Origin of the sequence: Streptomyces sp. NPDC002680 (assembly GCF_042889145.1) — a bacterium.
In the GTDB taxonomy this organism is placed as follows: domain Bacteria; phylum Actinomycetota; class Actinomycetes; order Streptomycetales; family Streptomycetaceae; genus Streptomyces; species Streptomyces adonidis.
This window is the reverse complement of the sequence record NZ_JBIAQP010000007.1, coordinates 260,714-278,253: the sequence shown is the minus strand read 5'-3', so window position 1 is coordinate 278,253 and position 17,540 is coordinate 260,714. Positions and strand designations below refer to the sequence as shown.

17 protein-coding genes are annotated in these 17,540 nt (G+C 70.0%); 11 read left to right on the top strand and 6 right to left on the bottom strand.

Features of this window, described 5'->3' with window-relative positions:
* Nucleotides 1-25: 25 nt before the first annotated feature.
* Nucleotides 26-898 (top strand): DUF4429 domain-containing protein, encoded by an 873-nt coding sequence (locus ACFYXF_RS20325; protein WP_389351228.1) that lies wholly within the window; start codon nucleotides 26-28, stop codon nucleotides 896-898.
* A 122-nt stretch (nucleotides 899-1,020) separates the two neighbouring features.
* Here the strand turns inward: ACFYXF_RS20325 and ACFYXF_RS20320 are convergent, their stop codons facing one another.
* Nucleotides 1,021-2,046, bottom strand: a complete 1,026-nt coding sequence (locus ACFYXF_RS20320; RefSeq protein ID WP_389350984.1) for an aldo/keto reductase — start codon at nucleotides 2,044-2,046, stop codon at nucleotides 1,021-1,023.
* Complete coding sequence (locus ACFYXF_RS20315) at nucleotides 2,043-2,522, bottom strand: MerR family transcriptional regulator (RefSeq protein WP_389350983.1); 480 nt, start codon at nucleotides 2,520-2,522, stop codon at nucleotides 2,043-2,045. Before ACFYXF_RS20315 ends, ACFYXF_RS20320 begins: the two co-directional genes overlap by 4 nt.
* A 95-nt stretch (nucleotides 2,523-2,617) precedes the next feature.
* Between ACFYXF_RS20315 and ACFYXF_RS20310 the strand changes: the two genes are divergently transcribed.
* Together ACFYXF_RS20310 and ACFYXF_RS20305 are read left to right on the top strand one after the other, a co-directional pair.
* Entirely contained in the window at nucleotides 2,618-3,088 is a 471-nt protein-coding gene (locus ACFYXF_RS20310) for a GNAT family N-acetyltransferase (protein WP_389350982.1), read from the top strand.
* Nucleotides 3,089-3,107: 19 nt separating this feature from the next.
* Complete coding sequence (locus ACFYXF_RS20305; protein ID WP_389350981.1) at nucleotides 3,108-3,929, top strand: serine hydrolase domain-containing protein; 822 nt, start codon at nucleotides 3,108-3,110, stop codon at nucleotides 3,927-3,929.
* Between the two features lie 300 nt (nucleotides 3,930-4,229).
* On the opposite strand, the gene ACFYXF_RS20300 is transcribed toward ACFYXF_RS20305, so the two are convergent.
* Nucleotides 4,230-4,883 carry a pirin family protein gene (locus tag ACFYXF_RS20300; RefSeq protein WP_389351226.1) on the bottom strand — a complete coding sequence of 218 codons (654 nt, stop codon included), beginning with the start codon at nucleotides 4,881-4,883 and terminating at the stop codon, nucleotides 4,230-4,232.
* Nucleotides 4,884-4,943: 60 nt separating this feature from the next.
* Here ACFYXF_RS20300 and ACFYXF_RS20295 point away from each other — a divergent pair, with 60 nt between their 5' ends.
* The 5 genes from ACFYXF_RS20295 to ACFYXF_RS20275 all read left to right on the top strand — a co-directional run bounded on the left by ACFYXF_RS20295 (nucleotide 4,944) and on the right by ACFYXF_RS20275 (nucleotide 9,939).
* Nucleotides 4,944-6,149, top strand: a complete 1,206-nt coding sequence (locus ACFYXF_RS20295; protein WP_389350980.1) for a PucR family transcriptional regulator — start codon at nucleotides 4,944-4,946, stop codon at nucleotides 6,147-6,149.
* Between the two features lie 89 nt (nucleotides 6,150-6,238).
* Complete coding sequence (locus ACFYXF_RS20290) at nucleotides 6,239-7,195, top strand: ACP S-malonyltransferase (protein ID WP_389350979.1); 957 nt, start codon at nucleotides 6,239-6,241, stop codon at nucleotides 7,193-7,195.
* 15 nt (nucleotides 7,196-7,210) lie between these two features.
* Complete coding sequence (locus ACFYXF_RS20285) at nucleotides 7,211-8,206, top strand: ketoacyl-ACP synthase III (RefSeq protein ID WP_389350978.1); 996 nt, start codon at nucleotides 7,211-7,213, stop codon at nucleotides 8,204-8,206.
* Between the two features lie 89 nt (nucleotides 8,207-8,295).
* The gene (locus tag ACFYXF_RS20280; RefSeq protein ID WP_105971431.1) at nucleotides 8,296-8,544 is read left to right on the top strand and encodes an acyl carrier protein; all 249 of its coding nucleotides are present in this window, start codon (nucleotides 8,296-8,298) and stop codon (nucleotides 8,542-8,544) included.
* Between the two features lie 111 nt (nucleotides 8,545-8,655).
* Complete coding sequence (locus ACFYXF_RS20275; protein ID WP_389350977.1) at nucleotides 8,656-9,939, top strand: beta-ketoacyl-[acyl-carrier-protein] synthase family protein; 1,284 nt, start codon at nucleotides 8,656-8,658, stop codon at nucleotides 9,937-9,939.
* Nucleotides 9,940-10,074: 135 nt separating this feature from the next.
* Here the strand turns inward: ACFYXF_RS20275 and ACFYXF_RS20270 are convergent, their stop codons facing one another.
* A complete protein-coding gene (locus ACFYXF_RS20270; protein ID WP_235479438.1) occupies nucleotides 10,075-10,569 on the bottom strand; it encodes a DUF3145 domain-containing protein in 495 nt (164 codons plus the stop codon).
* 284 nt (nucleotides 10,570-10,853) lie between these two features.
* Between ACFYXF_RS20270 and ACFYXF_RS20265 the strand changes: the two genes are divergently transcribed.
* Both ACFYXF_RS20265 and ACFYXF_RS20260 read left to right on the top strand, forming a co-directional pair.
* Nucleotides 10,854-11,753, top strand: a complete 900-nt coding sequence (locus tag ACFYXF_RS20265; protein WP_389350976.1) for an SGNH/GDSL hydrolase family protein — start codon at nucleotides 10,854-10,856, stop codon at nucleotides 11,751-11,753.
* A gap of 24 nt (nucleotides 11,754-11,777) precedes the next feature.
* Nucleotides 11,778-12,755, top strand: coding sequence for an aldose epimerase family protein (locus tag ACFYXF_RS20260; RefSeq protein WP_389351225.1), 978 nt, complete (start codon nucleotides 11,778-11,780; stop codon nucleotides 12,753-12,755).
* 96 nt (nucleotides 12,756-12,851) lie between these two features.
* Here ACFYXF_RS20260 and ACFYXF_RS20255 read toward each other — a convergent pair whose 3' ends face one another.
* Nucleotides 12,852-15,314 (bottom strand): beta-glucosidase, encoded by a 2,463-nt coding sequence (locus ACFYXF_RS20255; RefSeq protein WP_389350975.1) that lies wholly within the window; start codon nucleotides 15,312-15,314, stop codon nucleotides 12,852-12,854.
* Nucleotides 15,315-15,470: 156 nt separating this feature from the next.
* Here ACFYXF_RS20255 and ACFYXF_RS20250 point away from each other — a divergent pair, with 156 nt between their 5' ends.
* Nucleotides 15,471-16,745: a pyroglutamyl peptidase gene (locus tag ACFYXF_RS20250; RefSeq protein ID WP_389350974.1), complete on the top strand. Its 1,275-nt coding sequence runs from the start codon at nucleotides 15,471-15,473 to the stop codon at nucleotides 16,743-16,745.
* Here the strand turns inward: ACFYXF_RS20250 and ACFYXF_RS20245 are convergent.
* Complete coding sequence (locus ACFYXF_RS20245) at nucleotides 16,715-17,497, bottom strand: EI24 domain-containing protein (protein WP_389350973.1); 783 nt, start codon at nucleotides 17,495-17,497, stop codon at nucleotides 16,715-16,717. The two genes, ACFYXF_RS20250 and ACFYXF_RS20245, sit on opposite strands and share 31 nt — an antisense overlap.
* Nucleotides 17,498-17,540: the final 43 nt, after the last annotated feature.

Genomic DNA, 17,540 nt, shown 5'->3' with positions numbered 1-17,540 from the left:
GACTATGAAGCTCTTGCCGCATACGATGAGCCGCATGGGTGACGTACTGGCCGGATTTCATGCCGCCTGGGAGTTCGAGTCCGACTCCGTGCTCATCCGCTTCGAACGGGGAATCCGCACGCCGAAGCTGTTCCAGGCGCTCGGCGAACGCCGTATCCCGCTGGAAGCGATCGCGGGTGTCACGCTGACCCCGGGCAAGCGCGGAACGGTGGTGCTGCGCGCCGAGCCCCGGCCGGGCGCCGACCCCCTGATGGAGGCGGCCGACGGCCAGCTGAAGGAGGGCTGCGATCCGTATCGGCTGGTGCTGCCCGCCGAGCGGGAGACTCTCGCCGAGTACTACGCGGACGAGCTGCGGGCCCGGGTGGGCGAGATCGGTGGTACGGACAAGGAACCTGCTGAAAGGTTCCTGGTGGCCGCGCCCGAGGTGCCGCGGGCGTTCAAGGCGTACGACGCGAAGGCGTCCTTCGACGGGCGCGCGGTGTCGTTCCGGTGGTTCTGGACGGGCGCGTCGTCGGCGAAGTGGAAGGCCGGCGACCAGACGTTTCCGGTCGCCGACCTGATGGGGGTGGAGTGGCGGTCGCCCGAGGTGTTCGAGGGATATCTGCGGCTGCTTCGGCGGGACGGGTCAGCTGTCCCGTTGGCCGTCGACCAGGATCCCGCGTCGGTGGTGTTCGGGCTGGGGTACGGGCCTGTGCATGAGTCGTTGCCGTTTGCGGCGGCGGTGTTGGCGGGGGTTCGCTCCGCGGGTGGGGCGGGGGTGGTTCAGGTGAGTTCTGGGCGGCGGGATCCGGGGGATGTTGCTGAACGGATTCGGCACCTTGGGGAGTTGCACTCGGCCGGGTTGGTGACGGACGAGGAGTTTTCGTTGAAGAAGGCTGAGTTGTTGGCGGAGTTGTAGGGCGCCTGTGGGGGTGGGGGGCTCTGTGCGTCGTTGGCGGGTGCGGGTTCGTTGTGGCTGGTCGCGCAGTTCCCCGCGCCCCTGGGTGGGGCAGGTCCGCGCCCCTTGGGACGAACCGGTGTCTACTCCCTGCCTGCTGATGCGAAGCGCATGTCCGGGTAGCGGGTGCCTGCAACCTTTGCCGCGATGGGGTCCAGGGTCGCCAGGTCCTCGTCGGTCAGGGTGATCGTTGTTGCCGCTGCGTTCTCCTCGATCCTTGTCCTCCTGCGGGTGCCCGGGATGGGGATTACCGGGAGGTTGTGGATCGTGGACTGTTGTTGGACCCAGGCCAGGGCTATCTGGCCTACCGAGGCTCCGTGGGACTCGGCCACGGTTCGGATGGGGGTCAGGAGGGCCGCGTTCGTTGCGGCGTTGGTGCCGGTGAAGCGGGGCTGGGTGCGGCGGTAGTCGCCCTCGGTGAGTTCCTGGTCGGCGTTGGTGAAGGAGCCGGTCAGGAAGCCTCGGCCGAGCGGGGAGTACGGGACCAGGGCGACGCCCAGTTCGCGGGCCGTCGGGACGACCGAGGCCTCGATGTCCCGGCTGAACAGGGACCACTCCGACTGGACGGCGGCGATCGGGTGCACGGACTGGGCCGCACGCAGTTCGGCGCCCGTGACCTCGCTCAGGCCCAGTTGCTTGACCTTGCCCTGGCGGACCAGGCCGGCCATCACACCGACGGTCTCCTCGATGGGGATGTTCACATCGCGCCGGTGCATGTAGTAGAGGTCGATGACGTCGAGGTCGAGGTTCTTGAGGCTGGCCTCGACCGCCTCGCGGATGTAGGCCGGGTCGTTGCGGATGATCCGTGGGCCCGTGACACCGGCCGGCATCGCCAGGGCGAACTTCGTCGCGACGACGACCTCGTCGCGGTGGGCGTTGAAGAACGGGGACAGGAAACGTTCGTTCTCACCGTCGCCGTAGGCGTCCGCGGTGTCGTAGAGGGTCACGCCGAGTTCGAGGGCGCGTTCGAGCGTGGCGCGGGCCTCGTCGGCGTCCGTGGGGCCGTACGCGATGCTCATCCCCATGCAGCCGAGGCCCTGTACGCCGACCTCGGGGCCGTCGGCGCCGAGCGTGGCAGTGGTGAGCTTGGTGGTGTCGTCGTTCGTCATCGGGCACTCTCCACCTGTCGGGCGAGACCCGCGTCGAGGTCCGCCTCCGCGTAGAAGCTGATCTTCCGGTCCAGTACCGCGAGCGTGTCCTGGAGTTCGGCGATACGGTCCAGGACGGCCCGGCGGGTCGATTCGAGCAGTTCGAACCGCTCGCCGTACGTACGGTCGCCCTCGCGCACGAGTTCGGCGTACCGCACCATGTCCGCGACCGGCATCCCGGTCAGCCGGAGCTTGCCGACCAGGTCGAGCCAGTCGAGGTCGCGGTTGCTGTAGCGGCGCTGGCCGGTGTGGGAACGGTCGATGTGCGGCATCAGCCCGATGCGCTCGTACCAGCGCAGGGTGTGCGCGGTCAGCCCCGTGAAGACGACGACCTCGCTGATCGTGTAGCGGTCCTGTCCGTCCGGGCGCCGCTCGGGCGCCCTGTTCGTGGTGGGCTCTGTGGACTCCGTGGACTCCGTGGTCTCCAGCACCGTCATGGCCCCTACGCTAAAACCTTGGAGTGCACTCCAAGCAAGCGGATCCCGCGATATTGCGGAGACTTGGCCGGTCCCGGCTCATTACCGTACGGATCATGACTCTCGTACGCCGTGCCACACCCGATGATGCCGGAGAACTGCTGCGGCTGCGCCAGGTGATGATCGACTCGATGCCCGGGGCGAACACCGATGCGGGCTGGCAGTCCGAGTCCCTGTCCACGGTGACCGCTCGGCTCGCGGATCCGGACGGGGGCTTCGCCGCGTTCGTCGTCGACCACCCGGAGCGGCCCGGGTCGCTGGCGGCGCTGGTCGTGGGGACCGTCGAGTACCGGATCGGGCGTGCGGGCAATCCGCACGGGCGGGTCGGGTACGTGTTCAGTGTCGCCACCGATCCGGACGCTCGGCGGCGGGGGTATGCGCGGGTGTGCATGGAGGCGTTGGTGGAGTGGTTCCGGGAGCAGGGTGTCGGGCAGATCGACCTGACCGCGTCCGCCGACGCGGAGCCGCTGTACGCGTCGCTGGGATTCACCCGCCAACCGGACCCCTTCATGCGGCTGCGGTTCTGATCCTCCTAAGCTCGACGGCATGTCCTTGCAAAGCCTCGCGTCGATCGAGAACTGGCCCGTGCCCACCGCCGCCGCGGCCGTCGTACGGGCGGACGGTGCCGTTCTCGGCTCCCACGGCCCCCTCGACCACCGGTTCCCGCTCGCCTCGGTCACCAAGCCGCTCGCCGCGTACGCCGTCCTTGTCGCGTACGAGGAGGGCGCCATCGAACTCGACGAGCCGGCCGGGCCGCCCGGTTCCACGGTCCGCCACCTCTTGGCGCACACGTCGGGGCTCGCCTTCGACGAGCACCGTGTGACGGCTCCGCCCGGGGAGCGGCGGCTGTACTCCAACGCCGGGTTCGAGGTGCTGGGGGATCATGTGGCGAAGGCTGTGGAGATGCCGTTCGCGGAGTATGTGCGGCAGGCGGTGCTGGAGCCGTTGGGGATGGGGGCGACGGGGGTGGAGGGGTCGCCGGCCAAGGACGGTGTCTCGACCGTCGGGGATCTGGTGCGATTCGTGGCGGAGGTGCAGGGGCCTCGGTTGCTGGATGCGCGGACGGTGGCTGAGGCGATGTCTGTGCAGTACCCGGGGACGAAGGGGGTGCTTCCCGGGTACGGGCATCAGAACCCGAACGACTGGGGGCTGGGGTTCGAGGTCCGGGGGGTGAAGTCGCCGCACTGGACGGGGAGTTCGTCGTCGCCTCGCACCTTCGGTCACTTCGGGCAGTCGGGGACGTTTCTGTGGATCGACCCGGTGGTGGGAGTGGGGTGTGTGGCGCTGGCCGATCGGGCGTTCGGGGCGTGGGCGGTGGAGGTGTGGCCGGGGTTCACGGATGGGGTACTGGCGGAGGTACGGGGCTGAGGCTGGGTGTTTTTCGCCCCCGCCGCCCCTACCCGTCCCATCCTTCTGGGGGCTGCGCCCCCAGACCCCCCTTTGTCCTCAAACGCCGGACGGGCTGGAATGCCCAGGCTCGTGCTGAAGTGCGGCAGGGGTGGTGGGCGGGGAGGGGTTGAGTGCGGTTGTCCTCGAACGCCTGCCGGGGCTTGCTTTTTAGCCCGTCCGGCGTTTGAGGACGAGGCCGTTCAGGCCGACAGCGGGGGTCTGGGGGCGGCAGCCCCCAGGGATGGGACGGGTAGGGGCGGCGGGGGCGAAGAAACGTCGTCACGTGGACATTTCCCACAGCAGCAGCTCCGTCGCCGTCACCCCTATCGCCTCCACCCCCTCCTCCGCCGTGAGGCGCACCGCGTCACCCGGGGCCAGCTTCTCCGGGCCCAGGCGGACTTCGCCCCTGACCACGTGGACGTACACATACGCCGCGTCCGGAACCGCCGTGCGCTCGCCCGCCGACAGTCGGCGTACGTGCAGCATCGCCCCCGCCTCCGGGATCGCGTACGGCGTGGAGTCCGCGATGCCGTGGACTATCTCGTAGGACGGGGTGCCGCCGGGGTGCAGCGGGGCCAGCCAGGTCTGGATGAAGGTCAGCGGGGTCGGGCCCTCGTTGCGCTCCACGTGGCGTACCCCCGCCGCCGCGCTCAGACGTTGCACGTCCCCCGCCACCACCACCGTCTCGTGCCCCGTCGAGTCGCGATGGGTCAGCGACCCCTCCGTCACCCACGTCACGATCTCCGTGTGACTGTGCGGGTGTTCGTCGAAGCCCGCGCCGGGAGCCAGGCGTTCCTCGTTGCAGGCGATCACCGCACCGAAGCGCAGGTTGTCCGGGTCGTAGTGGGGGCCGAAGGAGAAGGCGTGCCAGGATTCGATACCGGCCGCCGGGTCACCCCCTGGATAGCGCGCGTCCGCGCGCCGTACGTCCATCACGCCACCACCGTAGACCCGACGCCGCACGCCCCCGTCCTGATAAGGCAGTCTTGTTCCGTGCCCGAACCCGAATCCCATCGCCCCGAACCCTCCGCGCGTCCCGCTCATCCGCATCCCGCGACCTTGAAGCGGCTGGAGAAGTCCTCCGGGAGTCTCGCCGCGCAGGCGATCACGCGCATGGACGAGACGCTCTCGTGGTACCGGGCCATGCCCCCGGAGAACCGTTCCTGGATCGGGCTGGTCGCCCAGGCCGGTATTGCCGCCTTCACCGAGTGGTTTCGGCATCCTGATGCGCCTCAGGCCATCTCCACCGATGTCTTCGGTACCGCTCCCCGTGAGCTGACCAGGGCCATCACCCTTCGTCAGACCGTCGAGATGGTCCGTACGACCATCGAGGTCATGGAGAGTGCGATCGATGAGGTCGCCGCTCCCGGTGACGAAGGTGTGCTGCGGGAGGCTCTGCTCGTCTACGCCCGCGAGATCGCCTTCGCCACCGCACAGGTGTACGCCCAGGCCGCCGAGGCACGGGGTGCCTGGGACGCCCGGCTGGAGTCGCTCGTCGTCAATGCCGTGCTGAGCGGGGAGGCGGACGAAGGGGCTGTTTCGCGGGCCGCCGCTCTTGGCTGGAATTCGCCCGAGCATGTGTGCGTGGTGCTCGGTACCGCGCCCGACGGTGACAGTGAGTTGACCGTCGAGGCCATTCGGCGGGCCGCCCGGCATGCCAAGGTGCAGGTGCTGACGGGGGTGCTGGGAGACCGGCTTGTCGTTATCGCGGGCGGGAACGACAACCCCCTCGCCGTCGCCAAGTCGCTGATCGGGCCTTATGCCGCCGGGCCCGTCGTCGCGGGGCCGATCGTGCCCGATCTGCTCGCCGCCACCCGGTCCGCGCAGGCCGCCGCCGCCGGGCTCAAGGCCTGTTCCGCCTGGCAGGACGCTCCGCGGCCGGTGCTGGCCGATGATCTGCTGCCGGAGCGTGCCATCGCCGGTGACCCCGGTGCGCGTGACCAATTGGTGGAGGAGATCTACAGACCGCTGGAGGAGGCCGGGTCCGCGCTCCTGGAAACGCTTGCCGTCTATCTCGAACAGGCGAGCAGTCTGGAAGGTGCGGCACGAATGCTCTTCGTTCATCCCAACACCGTGCGCTACCGGCTTCGACGTGTGACTGACGTCACCGGCTGGTCGCCTTCAGATGTACGATCCGCATTCACGTTGCGGATCGCGCTGATTCTCGGGCGCCTGGCCGATGGGGATCTTCAACCCTAGGCTTTTGTCGGGGCCCTACAAAACCCCCTGCCGTTCTTCGTCCCTGTCCCCACGGGCGGCCGTGCCCGTACCCAAGAGAGAGTGTGAGAGTGCTCGTACTCGTCGCTCCCGGCCAAGGCGCCCAGACGCCCGGCTTCCTGACTCCTTGGCTCGATCTGCCCGGTGCCGCCGAGCGCGTCGCCGAGTGGTCCGACGCCATCGGCCTCGACCTGGTCCACTACGGGACCGAGGCCGACGCCGACGCGATCCGTGACACCGCGGTGGCCCAGCCGCTGCTGGTCGCGGCCGGGATACTGTCGGCCTCGGCACTGGGTGCCATGGGCGGTGACCTCGTTCCGGGCGCCGTCGCCGGGCACAGCGTCGGTGAGATCACCGCCGCCGCCTTCGCGGGCGTACTCGACGACACGGCCGCCCTGACCCTCGTACGCAAGCGCGGTCTGGCCATGGCCGAGGCCGCCGCCGTCACGAAGACCGGGATGGCGGCGCTTCTCGGTGGTGACCCCGAGGTGAGCGTGGCTCATCTGGAGAAGCTGGGGCTGACCCCGGCGAACGTCAACGGCGCCGGACAGATCGTCGCAGCCGGGACGGAGGAGCAGATCGAGGCTCTCCTCCAGGACAAGCCCGAAGGTGTGCGCAAGGTCGTCAAGTTGCAGGTGGCCGGTGCTTTCCACACGCACCACATGGCTCCGGCGGTCGATGCCCTCGCCGCTGCCGCCGCCTCCCTGACGCCCGGCGACCCGAAGATCACATACGTCTCGAACAAGGACGGGCAGACGGTCGCGGAGGGGTCGGAAGTGCTCGCGCGGCTGGTCGGGCAGGTCGCCAACCCGGTGCGCTGGGACCTGTGCATGGAGACGTTCAAGACGCTGGGCGCGACCGCGTTCATCGAGGTGTGCCCGGGCGGCACCCTCACCGGTCTCGCCAAGCGGGCGCTGCCCGGCGTGAAGACCCTGGCCCTGAAGACCCCCGCCGATCTCGACGCCGCTCGTGAGCTGATCGCCGAGTCGCTGATCCCGACCTCTGCCGCTGACGCGGCGGGTGCCTGAAAGGAGCCCCGCGCAATGCCGAAGATCAAGCCCAGCAAGGGTGCCCCGTACGCGCGCATCCTGGGCGTGGGCGGGTACCGGCCGGTCCGGGTCGTGCCCAACGAGGTGATCCTGGAGACGATCGACTCGTCCGACGAATGGATCCGCTCCCGCTCCGGCATCGAGACCCGGCACTGGGCCTCCGACGAGGAGACCGTCGCCGCGATGTCCCTGGAGGCGTCCGGCAAGGCGATCGCGGATGCGGGCATCGCCGCCGAGCAGATCGGCGGCGTGGTCGTCGCGACCGTCTCGCACTTCAAGCAGACTCCGGCCGTGGCCACCGAGATCGCCGACAAGCTCGGCACGGCCAAGGCCGCCGCGTTCGACATCTCGGCGGGCTGCGCGGGCTTCGGCTACGGCCTGACCCTGGCCAAGGGCATGATCGTCGACGGTTCCGCGGAGTACGTCCTTGTCATCGGCGTCGAGCGGCTGTCCGACCTGACCGACCTGGAGGACCGGGCGACCGCCTTCCTGTTCGGTGACGGCGCGGGCGCGGTCGTGGTGGGCCCGTCCCAGGAACCGCACATCGGTCCGACCGTGTGGGGGTCCGAGGGCGACAAGTCGGACACCATCAAGCAGACCGTACCGTGGAACGAGTACGACAGTTCCGGCAAGTTTCCTGCGATCACGCAGGAGGGCCAGGCGGTGTTCCGCTGGGCCGTGTTCGAGATGGCGAAGGTCGCCCAGCAGGCGCTGGACGCGGCCGGGATCACCCCGGACGACCTGGACGTCTTCATTCCCCACCAGGCCAACGAGCGGATCATCGACTCGATGGTGAAGACACTGAAACTGCCGGAGCACGTCACTGTCGCACGCGACGTGCGCACCACCGGCAACACGTCGGCCGCCTCGATCCCGCTCGCGATGGAGCGGCTTCTGGCGACCGGCGAGGCGAAGAGCGGCGACACCGCGCTCGTCATCGGCTTCGGGGCGGGTCTCGTGTACGCCGCGACGGTCGTTACCCTCCCCTAGGCACCCCGCACCGGATCCGGATCGTCGGAACCGGAACGGGGACAACCGCCAACCCTCTCTGGATAGATACACAAGAAGGAGCGCCTGCCATGGCCGCCACTCAGGAAGAGATCGTCGCCGGTCTCGCCGACATCGTGAACGAGATCGCCGGCATCCCGGTTGAGGACGTCCAGCTGGACAAGTCCTTCACCGACGACCTGGACGTCGACTCGCTGTCCATGGTCGAGGTCGTCGTCGCCGCCGAAGAGCGCTTCGACGTCAAGATCCCCGACGAGGACGTCAAGAACCTCAAGACGGTCGGCGACGCGACCGCGTACATCCTCAAGAACCAGGACTGATCGCAGGGCCGGCCCCGCGGCCGGCCCGTCAGCCCCGCCACCCGGCGGTGGCGCCGTTCTCCCCGCCTACGCGGGGGTTGTCCTCCCGTATCCGTTGGAGAAGGAATTCCCGTGAGCCCGACCAATCGCACCGTGGTCGTCACCGGTATCGGCGCAACCACACCGCTGGGTGGCGACGCGGCCTCTACCTGGGAGGGTCTGGTCGCCGGCAAGTCCGGTGTCCGTGCCCTGGAGCAGGAGTGGGCGGCCGAGTCGGCCGTCCGCATCGCCGCGCAGATCGCCGTGGAACCGTCCGAGATCATCCCCCGGCCGCAGGCCCGCCGTCTGGACCGGTCGGCGCAGTTCGCGCTGATCGCCGCCAAGGAGGCGTGGGCCGACGCGGGCTTCACCGACCGGGCGGGCGAGGGCGCCGCTGAGGGCGAGAGCCCGGCCGTCGACCCCGACCGGCTCGGTGCGGTCATCGCCTCGGGCATCGGTGGAGTGACGACCCTGCTCGACCAGTACGACGTGATGAAGGAGAAGGGCGTACGCCGTGTCTCCCCGCACACCGTGCCGATGCTGATGCCCAACAGCCCCTCCGCCAACGTGGGTCTGCTCGTCGGCGCGCGCGCCGGTGTGCACACCCCGGTCTCCGCCTGCGCGTCGGGCGCCGAGGCCATCGGCTACGCCATCGAGATGATCCGCACCGGCCGCGCCGACATCGTCGTCGCCGGTGGCACGGAGGCGGCCATCCATCCGCTGCCCATCGCCGCGTTCGGCAACATGATGGCGATGTCCAAGAACAACGAGAACCCCGAGGGTGCCTCTCGTCCGTACGACACGGCCCGCGACGGCTTCGTGATGGGCGAGGGTTCCGGTGTGATCGTGCTGGAGTCCGCCGAGCACGCGGCCGCACGCGGTGCGCGGGTGTACGCGGAGGCGGTCGGCCAGGGCATTTCGGCCGACGGCCACGACATCGTGCAGCCTGAGCCGGAGGGGCGCGGTATCTCCGCGGCTCTGCGGAATCTGCTGGCCGCGACCGATCTTGATCCGGCGGAGATCGTGCACGTGAACGCGCACGCCACTTCTACGCCGGCGGGTGATGTGGCTGAACTGAAGGCGCTGCGGAATGTGTTCGGCGACGATGCGGATCACATGGCGGTGTCCGCCACGAAGTCGATGACCGGGCATCTGCTCGGTGGTGCGGGTGGGGTCGAGACGGTTGCGACCGTGCTCGCGCTGTATCACCGGGTTGCTCCTCCGACGATCAATGTCGAGAACCTTGATCCGGAGGTCGATGCGGACATCGTGCGTGGGGAGGCTCGTAAGTTGCCTGTGGATGGGCGGATCGCCGCGCTGAACGACTCGTTCGGGTTTGGTGGGCACAACGTGGTGCTGGCGTTCAGGTCGGTTTGATTTCTGGCGTGAACGTGTGTGGCCCGGACTCCTTGGTGGAGTTCGGGCCACTTTCGTTCGTTGTCGGCTGTCCGCCCGGTGGGGGCTGGTCGCGCAGTTCCCCGCGCCCCTGAGCAAGCCCCTCTGAACGCCTGTCTACACGACCTGGTGGAGCCATCTCACGGGAGCGCCTTCGCCCGCGTATCTGAAGGGTTCGAGTTCGTCGTCCCAAGGCTTGCCCAGGAGTTTGGACAACTCGGCTTCCAGGTCCGTTTCGCCTCGTTGGGAGCGGGTCAGGGCGGCGCGGAGGCGGTCCTCGGGGATGAGGATGTCGCCGTGGATGCCGGTGACGGCGTGGTAGATGCCCAGGTCGGGGGTGCAGCTGTAGCGCTCGCCCTCGGCGGTGGCGCAGGGTTCCGCGGTGACCTCGAAGCGGAGCAACTGCCAGCCGCGCAGGGCGGAGGCGAGCTTGGAGGCCGTGCCGACCTGGCCCTTCCAGGAGAACTCGGAGCGCCAGGTGCCGGGGGCGGCGGGCTGGCGGATCCAGTCGAGGCTGACGCGGGTGCCGAGTACTCCGGCGACCGCCCACTCGACGTGCGGGCACAGCGCGCGCGGCGCGGAGTGCACGTACAGGACTCCACGTGTCGTCACTGGGACCTCCGGACAGAGCGGGACATCTTCGAACTGGTCGAGCGGCGGTGGCAAGGCAGCCACGTTGATGGCGAGGCTACCGTGCGGCGGCGCGAGGAGTGTGACGTACCGTCGGTCCCGATGCCATGAAACGCCCGCCATTCACCCAGGGGGACGCTTGTACTGGTGTGCGGCGTTGCACTGTTTGGGGCATTAGTTGTTCTCGGTCTCGGGAACTCCCGTGCGTTGTTATGGGCGAGACCCATTGCGCACCGCGCCGCACGCCGACCGAGGGGACCCAGGGGATGCCGAATCGAAGTCACCGTTCGCGGGCCGTCGTCGCCTTCGCGTCGGCGGCCCTGCTGGGTGTCGCCGGGTGCAGCGGCGGCGGCGGTGACACGTCCCCGGCGCCGGACGGCACGCGGGCGAAGGCGAAGCCGTCCGCGACTCCGGCGTCCGCGTGGGACAGCAGTCCGGCCTCCATGGCGGCCGTGGGCGACTCCATCACGCGTGGCTTCGACGCCTGCTCGGTGCTGTCCGACTGTCCCGAGGTGTCCTGGGCGACCGGCAGCGACAAAGAGGTGAACAGTCTGGCCGTACGGCTGTTGGGTGCTTCGGGGGCTGCCGCGCGGAGCTGGAACTACGCCGTCACCGGGTCCGTGATGGCCGATCTGCCCGCCCAGATGACGAAGGCCGCCGCCCGCAAGCCCGCGCTGGTGACGGTGATGGCGGGGGCCAACGACGCGTGCCGGTCGTCGGTGGCGGAGATGACGTCGGTGGCGGACTTCCGGGCGTCGTTCACGGAGGCGTTGCGGACTCTGCGTACGGCGGCGCCCAAGAGCCAGGTGTACGTGGCGAGCGTGCCGGATCTCAAGCGGCTCTGGTCGCAGGGGCGGACCAACGGGATGAGCAAGGCGGTGTGGAAGCTGGGGCTGTGCCAGTCGATGCTGGCCGACCCGGACGCGGTCGACTCGGCGGCGACCGCGCGGCGGGACGAGGTGCGGGGGCGGGTGGAGGCGTACAACTCGGTGCTGAAGGAGGTGTGCGCCACGGACCGGCTGTGCCGGTTCGACGGGGGCGCGGTCTTCGCCTACGACTTCGGGATACGGCAGCTGAGCCCCTGGGACTGGTTCCATCCGAGCCGCAACGGCCAGGCGCGGCTCGCCGAGATCGCGTACCGCGAGGTCACCGCCAAGGAGGCGTGACCTAGGGTTTTCCGCATGGTCCACATGAACGAACTTTTCGGCACACTTCCCGACGGCACTCCTGTCCACCGCTGGACCCTGGAGCGGGCCGGGGTCCGGGTGCGTGTGCTGACGTACGGCGGGATCGTGCAGTCGGTCGAGGTCCCGGACCGGGACGGGCGGACCGTCGATGTGGTGCTGGGGTTTCCGGACGTGGCCGGCTATCTGGCGCACCCGGAGCCGTACTTCGGCGCGCTGGTGGGCCGGTACGCGAACCGCATCGCGGGCGGCGCCTTCCCGCTGGACGGGCGGACGTACGAACTGGCGCGGAACAACGCGCCCAACTCCCTGCACGGCGGCACCCACGGCTTCGACAAGCGGGTGTGGGACGCGGAGCCGGTCGAGCACGGGGTACGGCTGTCCCGGGTGAGCCCGGACGGCGAGGAGGGGTTCCCGGGGCGCCTTGAGGTCTCGGCGACGTACACGCTGGACGCCGACGGGGCGCTGCGGATCGCGTACGAGGCGGTCACGGACGCGCCGACCGTGGTCAACCTGACGAACCATACGTACTGGAACCTGTCCGGGGCCGCCTCCGGCAGCGCGGGCGGGCATGCCCTGCGCGTCGACGCCTCGCGGTACACGCCCGTCGACGCGGATCTGATCCCGACGGGGGTCGAGCCGGTGGCGGACTCCCGCTTCGACTTCCGTACGGAGCGGAAGGTGGGCGCCGGGTACGACCACAACTTCGTTCTCGACAAGGGGCGGACGGCGGACGCGGTGGCGGTCGCCGAGTTGTACGACCCCGCTTCGGGGCGTGTCGTGACCGTGGCGACGACCGAGCCCGGTCTTCAGCTCTACACCGCCGACCACCTGGGCGAGCCGTTCGGGCCGGGGCACGGCATCGCGCTGGAGACCCAGCACTTTCCCGACTCCCCGAACCGGCCCGAGTTCCCGAGCACGGAGCTGCGGCCGGATGGCGCCTACCGCTCGGAGACCGTGTACGGGTTCGGCGTACGGGAGTGAGATTTCCAGGGCTGAGATGCGCATGCCAGCCGGCGAGCCCCGGTCCGGGGGTCAGGTCCCGGGCCGGGGCCGGCTGGTGGGGCGGACTGCCCTTGGCTAGACCGTAATCGGCGCGGTGAGCCGATGGTCGGTGATCGAGCGACCGATCTGGATTTCGTACGAACCTTTCACAAAGGCCCATGCGTTCGCGGACTCGTCCCAGATCTCGAAGGCGCGGCGCGGGAGTTCGAGGGTCACCTCGGCCGTCGCGCCGGGGGCGACCTCGATCCCGGCGAAGGCGGCGAGCCAGCGGGCCGGGCGGTCGGGGTCCTGGGTGGTGGGTGCGAGGTACGCCTGGACGGTCTCGCGGCCCGGGCGCGTGCCCGAGTTGGTGACCCGGACGGTGACCGTCACCCCGGTCGCCCCGCTCCCCTCCGCCTCGGCGTTCTCGTACGTCCAGTCGGTGTAGCCGAGGCCGTGGCCGAAGGGGTACGAGGGGGCCTTGCCCTTCTTCTCCCAGGCTCGGTAGCCGATGAACACACCCTCGGTGTACGGGAGTTCGCCGTCGGTCGGGGTGACCTGGGTGACCGGGGCGTCGGCCAGCGCGCCCCAGGTGGTGGGGAGCCGGCCGCCGGGTTCGCGGGCGCCCGTGAGGACGTCCGCCAGGGCCGCGCCGCCCTCCTGGCCGGGGAACCAGCTCAGCAGTACGGCGGCGACCTCGTCGCGCCACGGTAGTTCCACCGGGGAGCCGGAGTTGACGACCACGACGGTGTTGGGGTTGGCGGCGGCGACCGCGCGTACCAAGTCGTCCTGGCGGCCGGGGAGTCGGAGGTCGGTGCGGTCGAAGCCCTCTGATTCGACGCGTTCGGTGGTGGCGACCACGACTACGGCGGTGTCTGCGGCGCGGGCCGCTTCGGCGGCCTCGGCGATCAGTTCGTCGGCGGCGCGGCGCGGTTCCTGGTGGCAGAGGCTGAAGGCGACGGTCGGCATCGGGGTGCCCTCGGGGAAGGCGACGACGTAGGCGAGGGACACCTCCACCCTTGTGTCCGCGGTGAGTTGGACCTCGGCTCGGGGTACGGGGTCGCCGAAGAACGCGATGAACGGGTCGTCGCTGTCGGTGGTCTGGATGCCGTCGTAGTGGGTCGTGCCGTCGACGGTGAGGGTGAAGGCGCCGAGGCCCTTGATGCCGAAGGTGTGGGGGCCGGTGTGGCGCGGGGTGAGGGTGCCGGTGAGTTCGACGGTGTGCAGTCGGTCGTGGGTGACGCCCTCGGGGAGGTCCGAACCCATCCAGTTGATCTGGCCGTTGGGCGCGGAGCCGGTGCCGATGACCGTGCCGGCCGCGTCGCGGCAGACGGCTCGCAGGGCGAACCCCTTGTCGGCGACAGCGAGTTCGGTGTTCGGGTCGGCGCCGACGGAGTACGTCAGGGCGCCTTCGGGGAGCGCGGCGGTGAGGCCGTCGAGCGGGGAGACGACACGGGCCGGGAAGACGGTGGCGGAGCCGCCGCCGAGGACGCGGGCGTCGCGGGCGGCGGCTCCGCTGAGGGCGACGGTGTGTCCGGCGGGCAGTGGCAGGGCGCCCTGGTTGCGGACGAGGACGAAGGAGCGGTGGGCGATCTCGCGGGCCAGGGCGATGCCGTCGACGGTCGCCGGGAGTTCGGCGACGGCGGGTTCGGCGCCCTCCAGGACGCCGACGCGGGCGGCGAGGCGCAGGACGTTGCGCACGGCTCCGTCGAGGGTGGTCTCGGCGACGGCTCCGTCCCGTACGGCCTTGGTGAGGGGGGCGCCGTACACCGTCCTCGGGCCGGGCATGGCGACGTCGAGGCCGCCGTCGATGGCGCCGGTGGTGGAGCGGGCGGCCGTCCAGTCGGAGACGTTGTAGCCGTCGAAGCCCCATTCGCCGCGCAGGACCTCGTTGACGAGATAGCGGTGCTCGCTCATCGTCGTGCCGTTGACCGTGTTGTACGCGGTCATGATGCCCCAGGGGTGGGCGTTCTCGACGATGGCCTCGAAGGGGGCCAGGTACAGCTCGCGCAGGGCGCGTTCGGGGACCAGGTTGTCGACGGTGAAACGGTCGGTCTCGGCGTCGTTGGCGACGAAGTGCTTGACGGTGGTGCCGACGCCGCCGGACTGGACGCCGTTCACATAGCCGGCGCCGATCCGCCCGGTGAGATACGGGTCCTCGCTGTACGCCTCGAAGTGCCGGCCGCCCAGCGGGGAGCGGTGCAGGTTGACGGTGGGCGCGAGGAGGACGTGGACGCCCTTGCGGCGGGCCTCCTGAGCCAGCAACACGCCTGCCCTGCGGGCCAGTTCGGGGTCCCAGGTGGCCGCGAGGGCGGTCGGGGAGGGCAGGGCGACGGAGGGGTCGTCGGCGGTCCAGCGGGTGCCGCGGACACCGATCGGGCCGTCGGACATGACGAGGGACCTCAGCCCGATCTCGGGGAGTGCGGGCAGCGACCAGCTGTCCTGCCCGGACAGCAGCCGGGCCTTGGCGTCCAGGTCGAGCCTGGCGAGAGCCGCCTCGACGGCCGCCTCCCGGGCCCTGTCCCCCGATGCCTGCGGTACCTGCGGTGTGTCCGTCACGTGGGCGCCTCCTCGTCGAAGTCCATGGACGTCTCCCCGCCCCGCACTCCGCCTCACACTATGGCGTAGACCACTTCCGTCACGCGATACTGCGGCCGTCCGGCAGCACCCCACGGTTGTGTCCTCCCCCACGGCGACGGAAAGGCCTGAACTCCCTTGAATTCCCTACGTGTTCGGATCGGCGTACTCGGACTCGCACTGCTGGCGGGGCTCTCGGCGCCCGCCACCGCCTCGGCCGCCGAGGCCCCGGCCGCCCCCACCGTCGAGGAGCAGCGGCTCGACAAGGCGGCGCCGCAGGAGATCCTCCGGCGTTCCGGGTTCGACTCGGTGGCGCCGAGGTTCGCGCGGGCGCTCGGCGACGCGCGGTCGTACGCGCAGGCCCGCGGGCTCGTCGTGCGTCAGGCGTCGGCGCTGTGGCAGCGGGCGGTCGACCGGGCGCAGGGGCGCGGTCCTGCCGGGGGTGATCTGAGCCGGGACGACGACCGGCCGCTGTACTGGGCGCGGCTCGCGATGATCCGTGAACTGCGGCTGTGGGAGCCGTCGTTCGGAGTGAGCGACGGTCAACGGGCTTCGCTGCTGGGCGAGTTGGAGCGGAACTCGCGCGGGCAGACCTCGATCCGGTATCCCTGCGGCGGGGCGCTGAAGCGGATTCTGGTCACCGGGTTCGATCCGTTCACGCTCGACCGTGACGTGCGGATCTCCAATCCGTCCGGGGCCACCGCGCTGGCTCTCGACGGCACGGTGATCGAGACGGCGGATGGTCCGGCCAGGATCGAGACCGCCGTATTTCCGGTGCGCTGGCAGGACTTCGCCGACGGGACGGTGGAGCGGACGCTGCGGCCGGTCCTGCCGAAGGTCGATCTGTTCACGACCGTGAGTCAGGGGCGGGTCGGGCGGTTCGACGTGGAGCGGACCAACGGGGCCTGGCGGGGCGGCTTCCCGGACAACGAGAACATCGGCCGCACGGAGACCGTCCCGGTCAGCGACCCGGCCTCGCAGCCGCAGTGGACGTCAACGACCTTGCCGTACAAGGCGATTGTGGCCGCGAACACCGGGCGGTTCCCCGTGTACGACAACACCGCCGTGACCGAGATACCGGCGGGCGGTACCGATTCCGTCGTGCGGGCGGACGGGCCCACCGCCGGGTCCACGGCACGGGCCGGGGGCGGCGGGAACTATCTCTCCAACGAGATCGCCTACCGGGCGACCCTGTTGCGCGACCGGCTCGGTCTGGGCGGCACGCTTCCCGGCGGGCATGTGCACACGCCGGTGCTGCAGTTCGGGACGGGCAACACCGACCCGGCGACCGGGACGGTCACCGATGCCGAGTTCGTGCAAAACCGGGTGGACATCATCGCGCAGGTGCGGTCGATCCTGACGGTCGCCGTGGACGCGTCCGGTCAGGCGGCTGCTTCCTCCGACGGTTCCTGATCGCCGCTCTCCTCACCGAGCAGGTCGCGGGCCATCAGCGTGGCGCCCGCGACCGCGCCCGGCATCAGGAAGACGGCCACGAACGGCACCACGAAGGCCAGCGCGAGCGGCGTACCGAAGCCCCACACCAGCAGTCTGCGGGAGCGCAACAGGGCCAGCCGGTCCCGGAGTTCGACCCGGCGCCGCATGAGCGCGACTCCGGTCAGTTCCTCGGTGAGGAAGAAGCCGGTGACCATGAAGCCGAGTACGGGTACGACGGTCTGGCCGAGGAACGGGACGAAGCCGAGGGCGAAGAGGAGCACGGCCCAGCACAGGGCCCGGACGAGGACCCGGAGGCTGTCGCGGGCCGAGATCCACAGCTCCCTGTACAGCGGCAGGCCCGACTCGGGGGCCGTGCCGTCGGGGGACACGTCACGGTCGACCTTCTCGGAGAGGTTCTCGTAGAAGGGCTGGCCGATGAGCAGCGTCATCGCGGTGAAGGTGAGGACCGAGAGGAGCAGGGCCAGGGCGAAGAGGAGGACGGTGAGGAAGCCGCGGAAGAGTCCGAGCCAGGGGCTCGACCAGTCGTCGGCGAAGGGGGTGGCCCAAGTGGTGAGGTCGGTGCCGTAGGCGGCGAGGGCGACCAGGGCGGCCAGGTAGAGGACGAGGGTGAGGAGGCCGGGCAGTAGCCCGAAGCCGTACTGCTTGCCGTGTCGGGCGACCCAGCGCTGGCCTTTCAGGAGGTAGCCGAAGCCTCTTGCAAGATCGCTCATGGGGGAACTCTATCGGGGGCGAAACATGGTGTTGTAAGGGAGG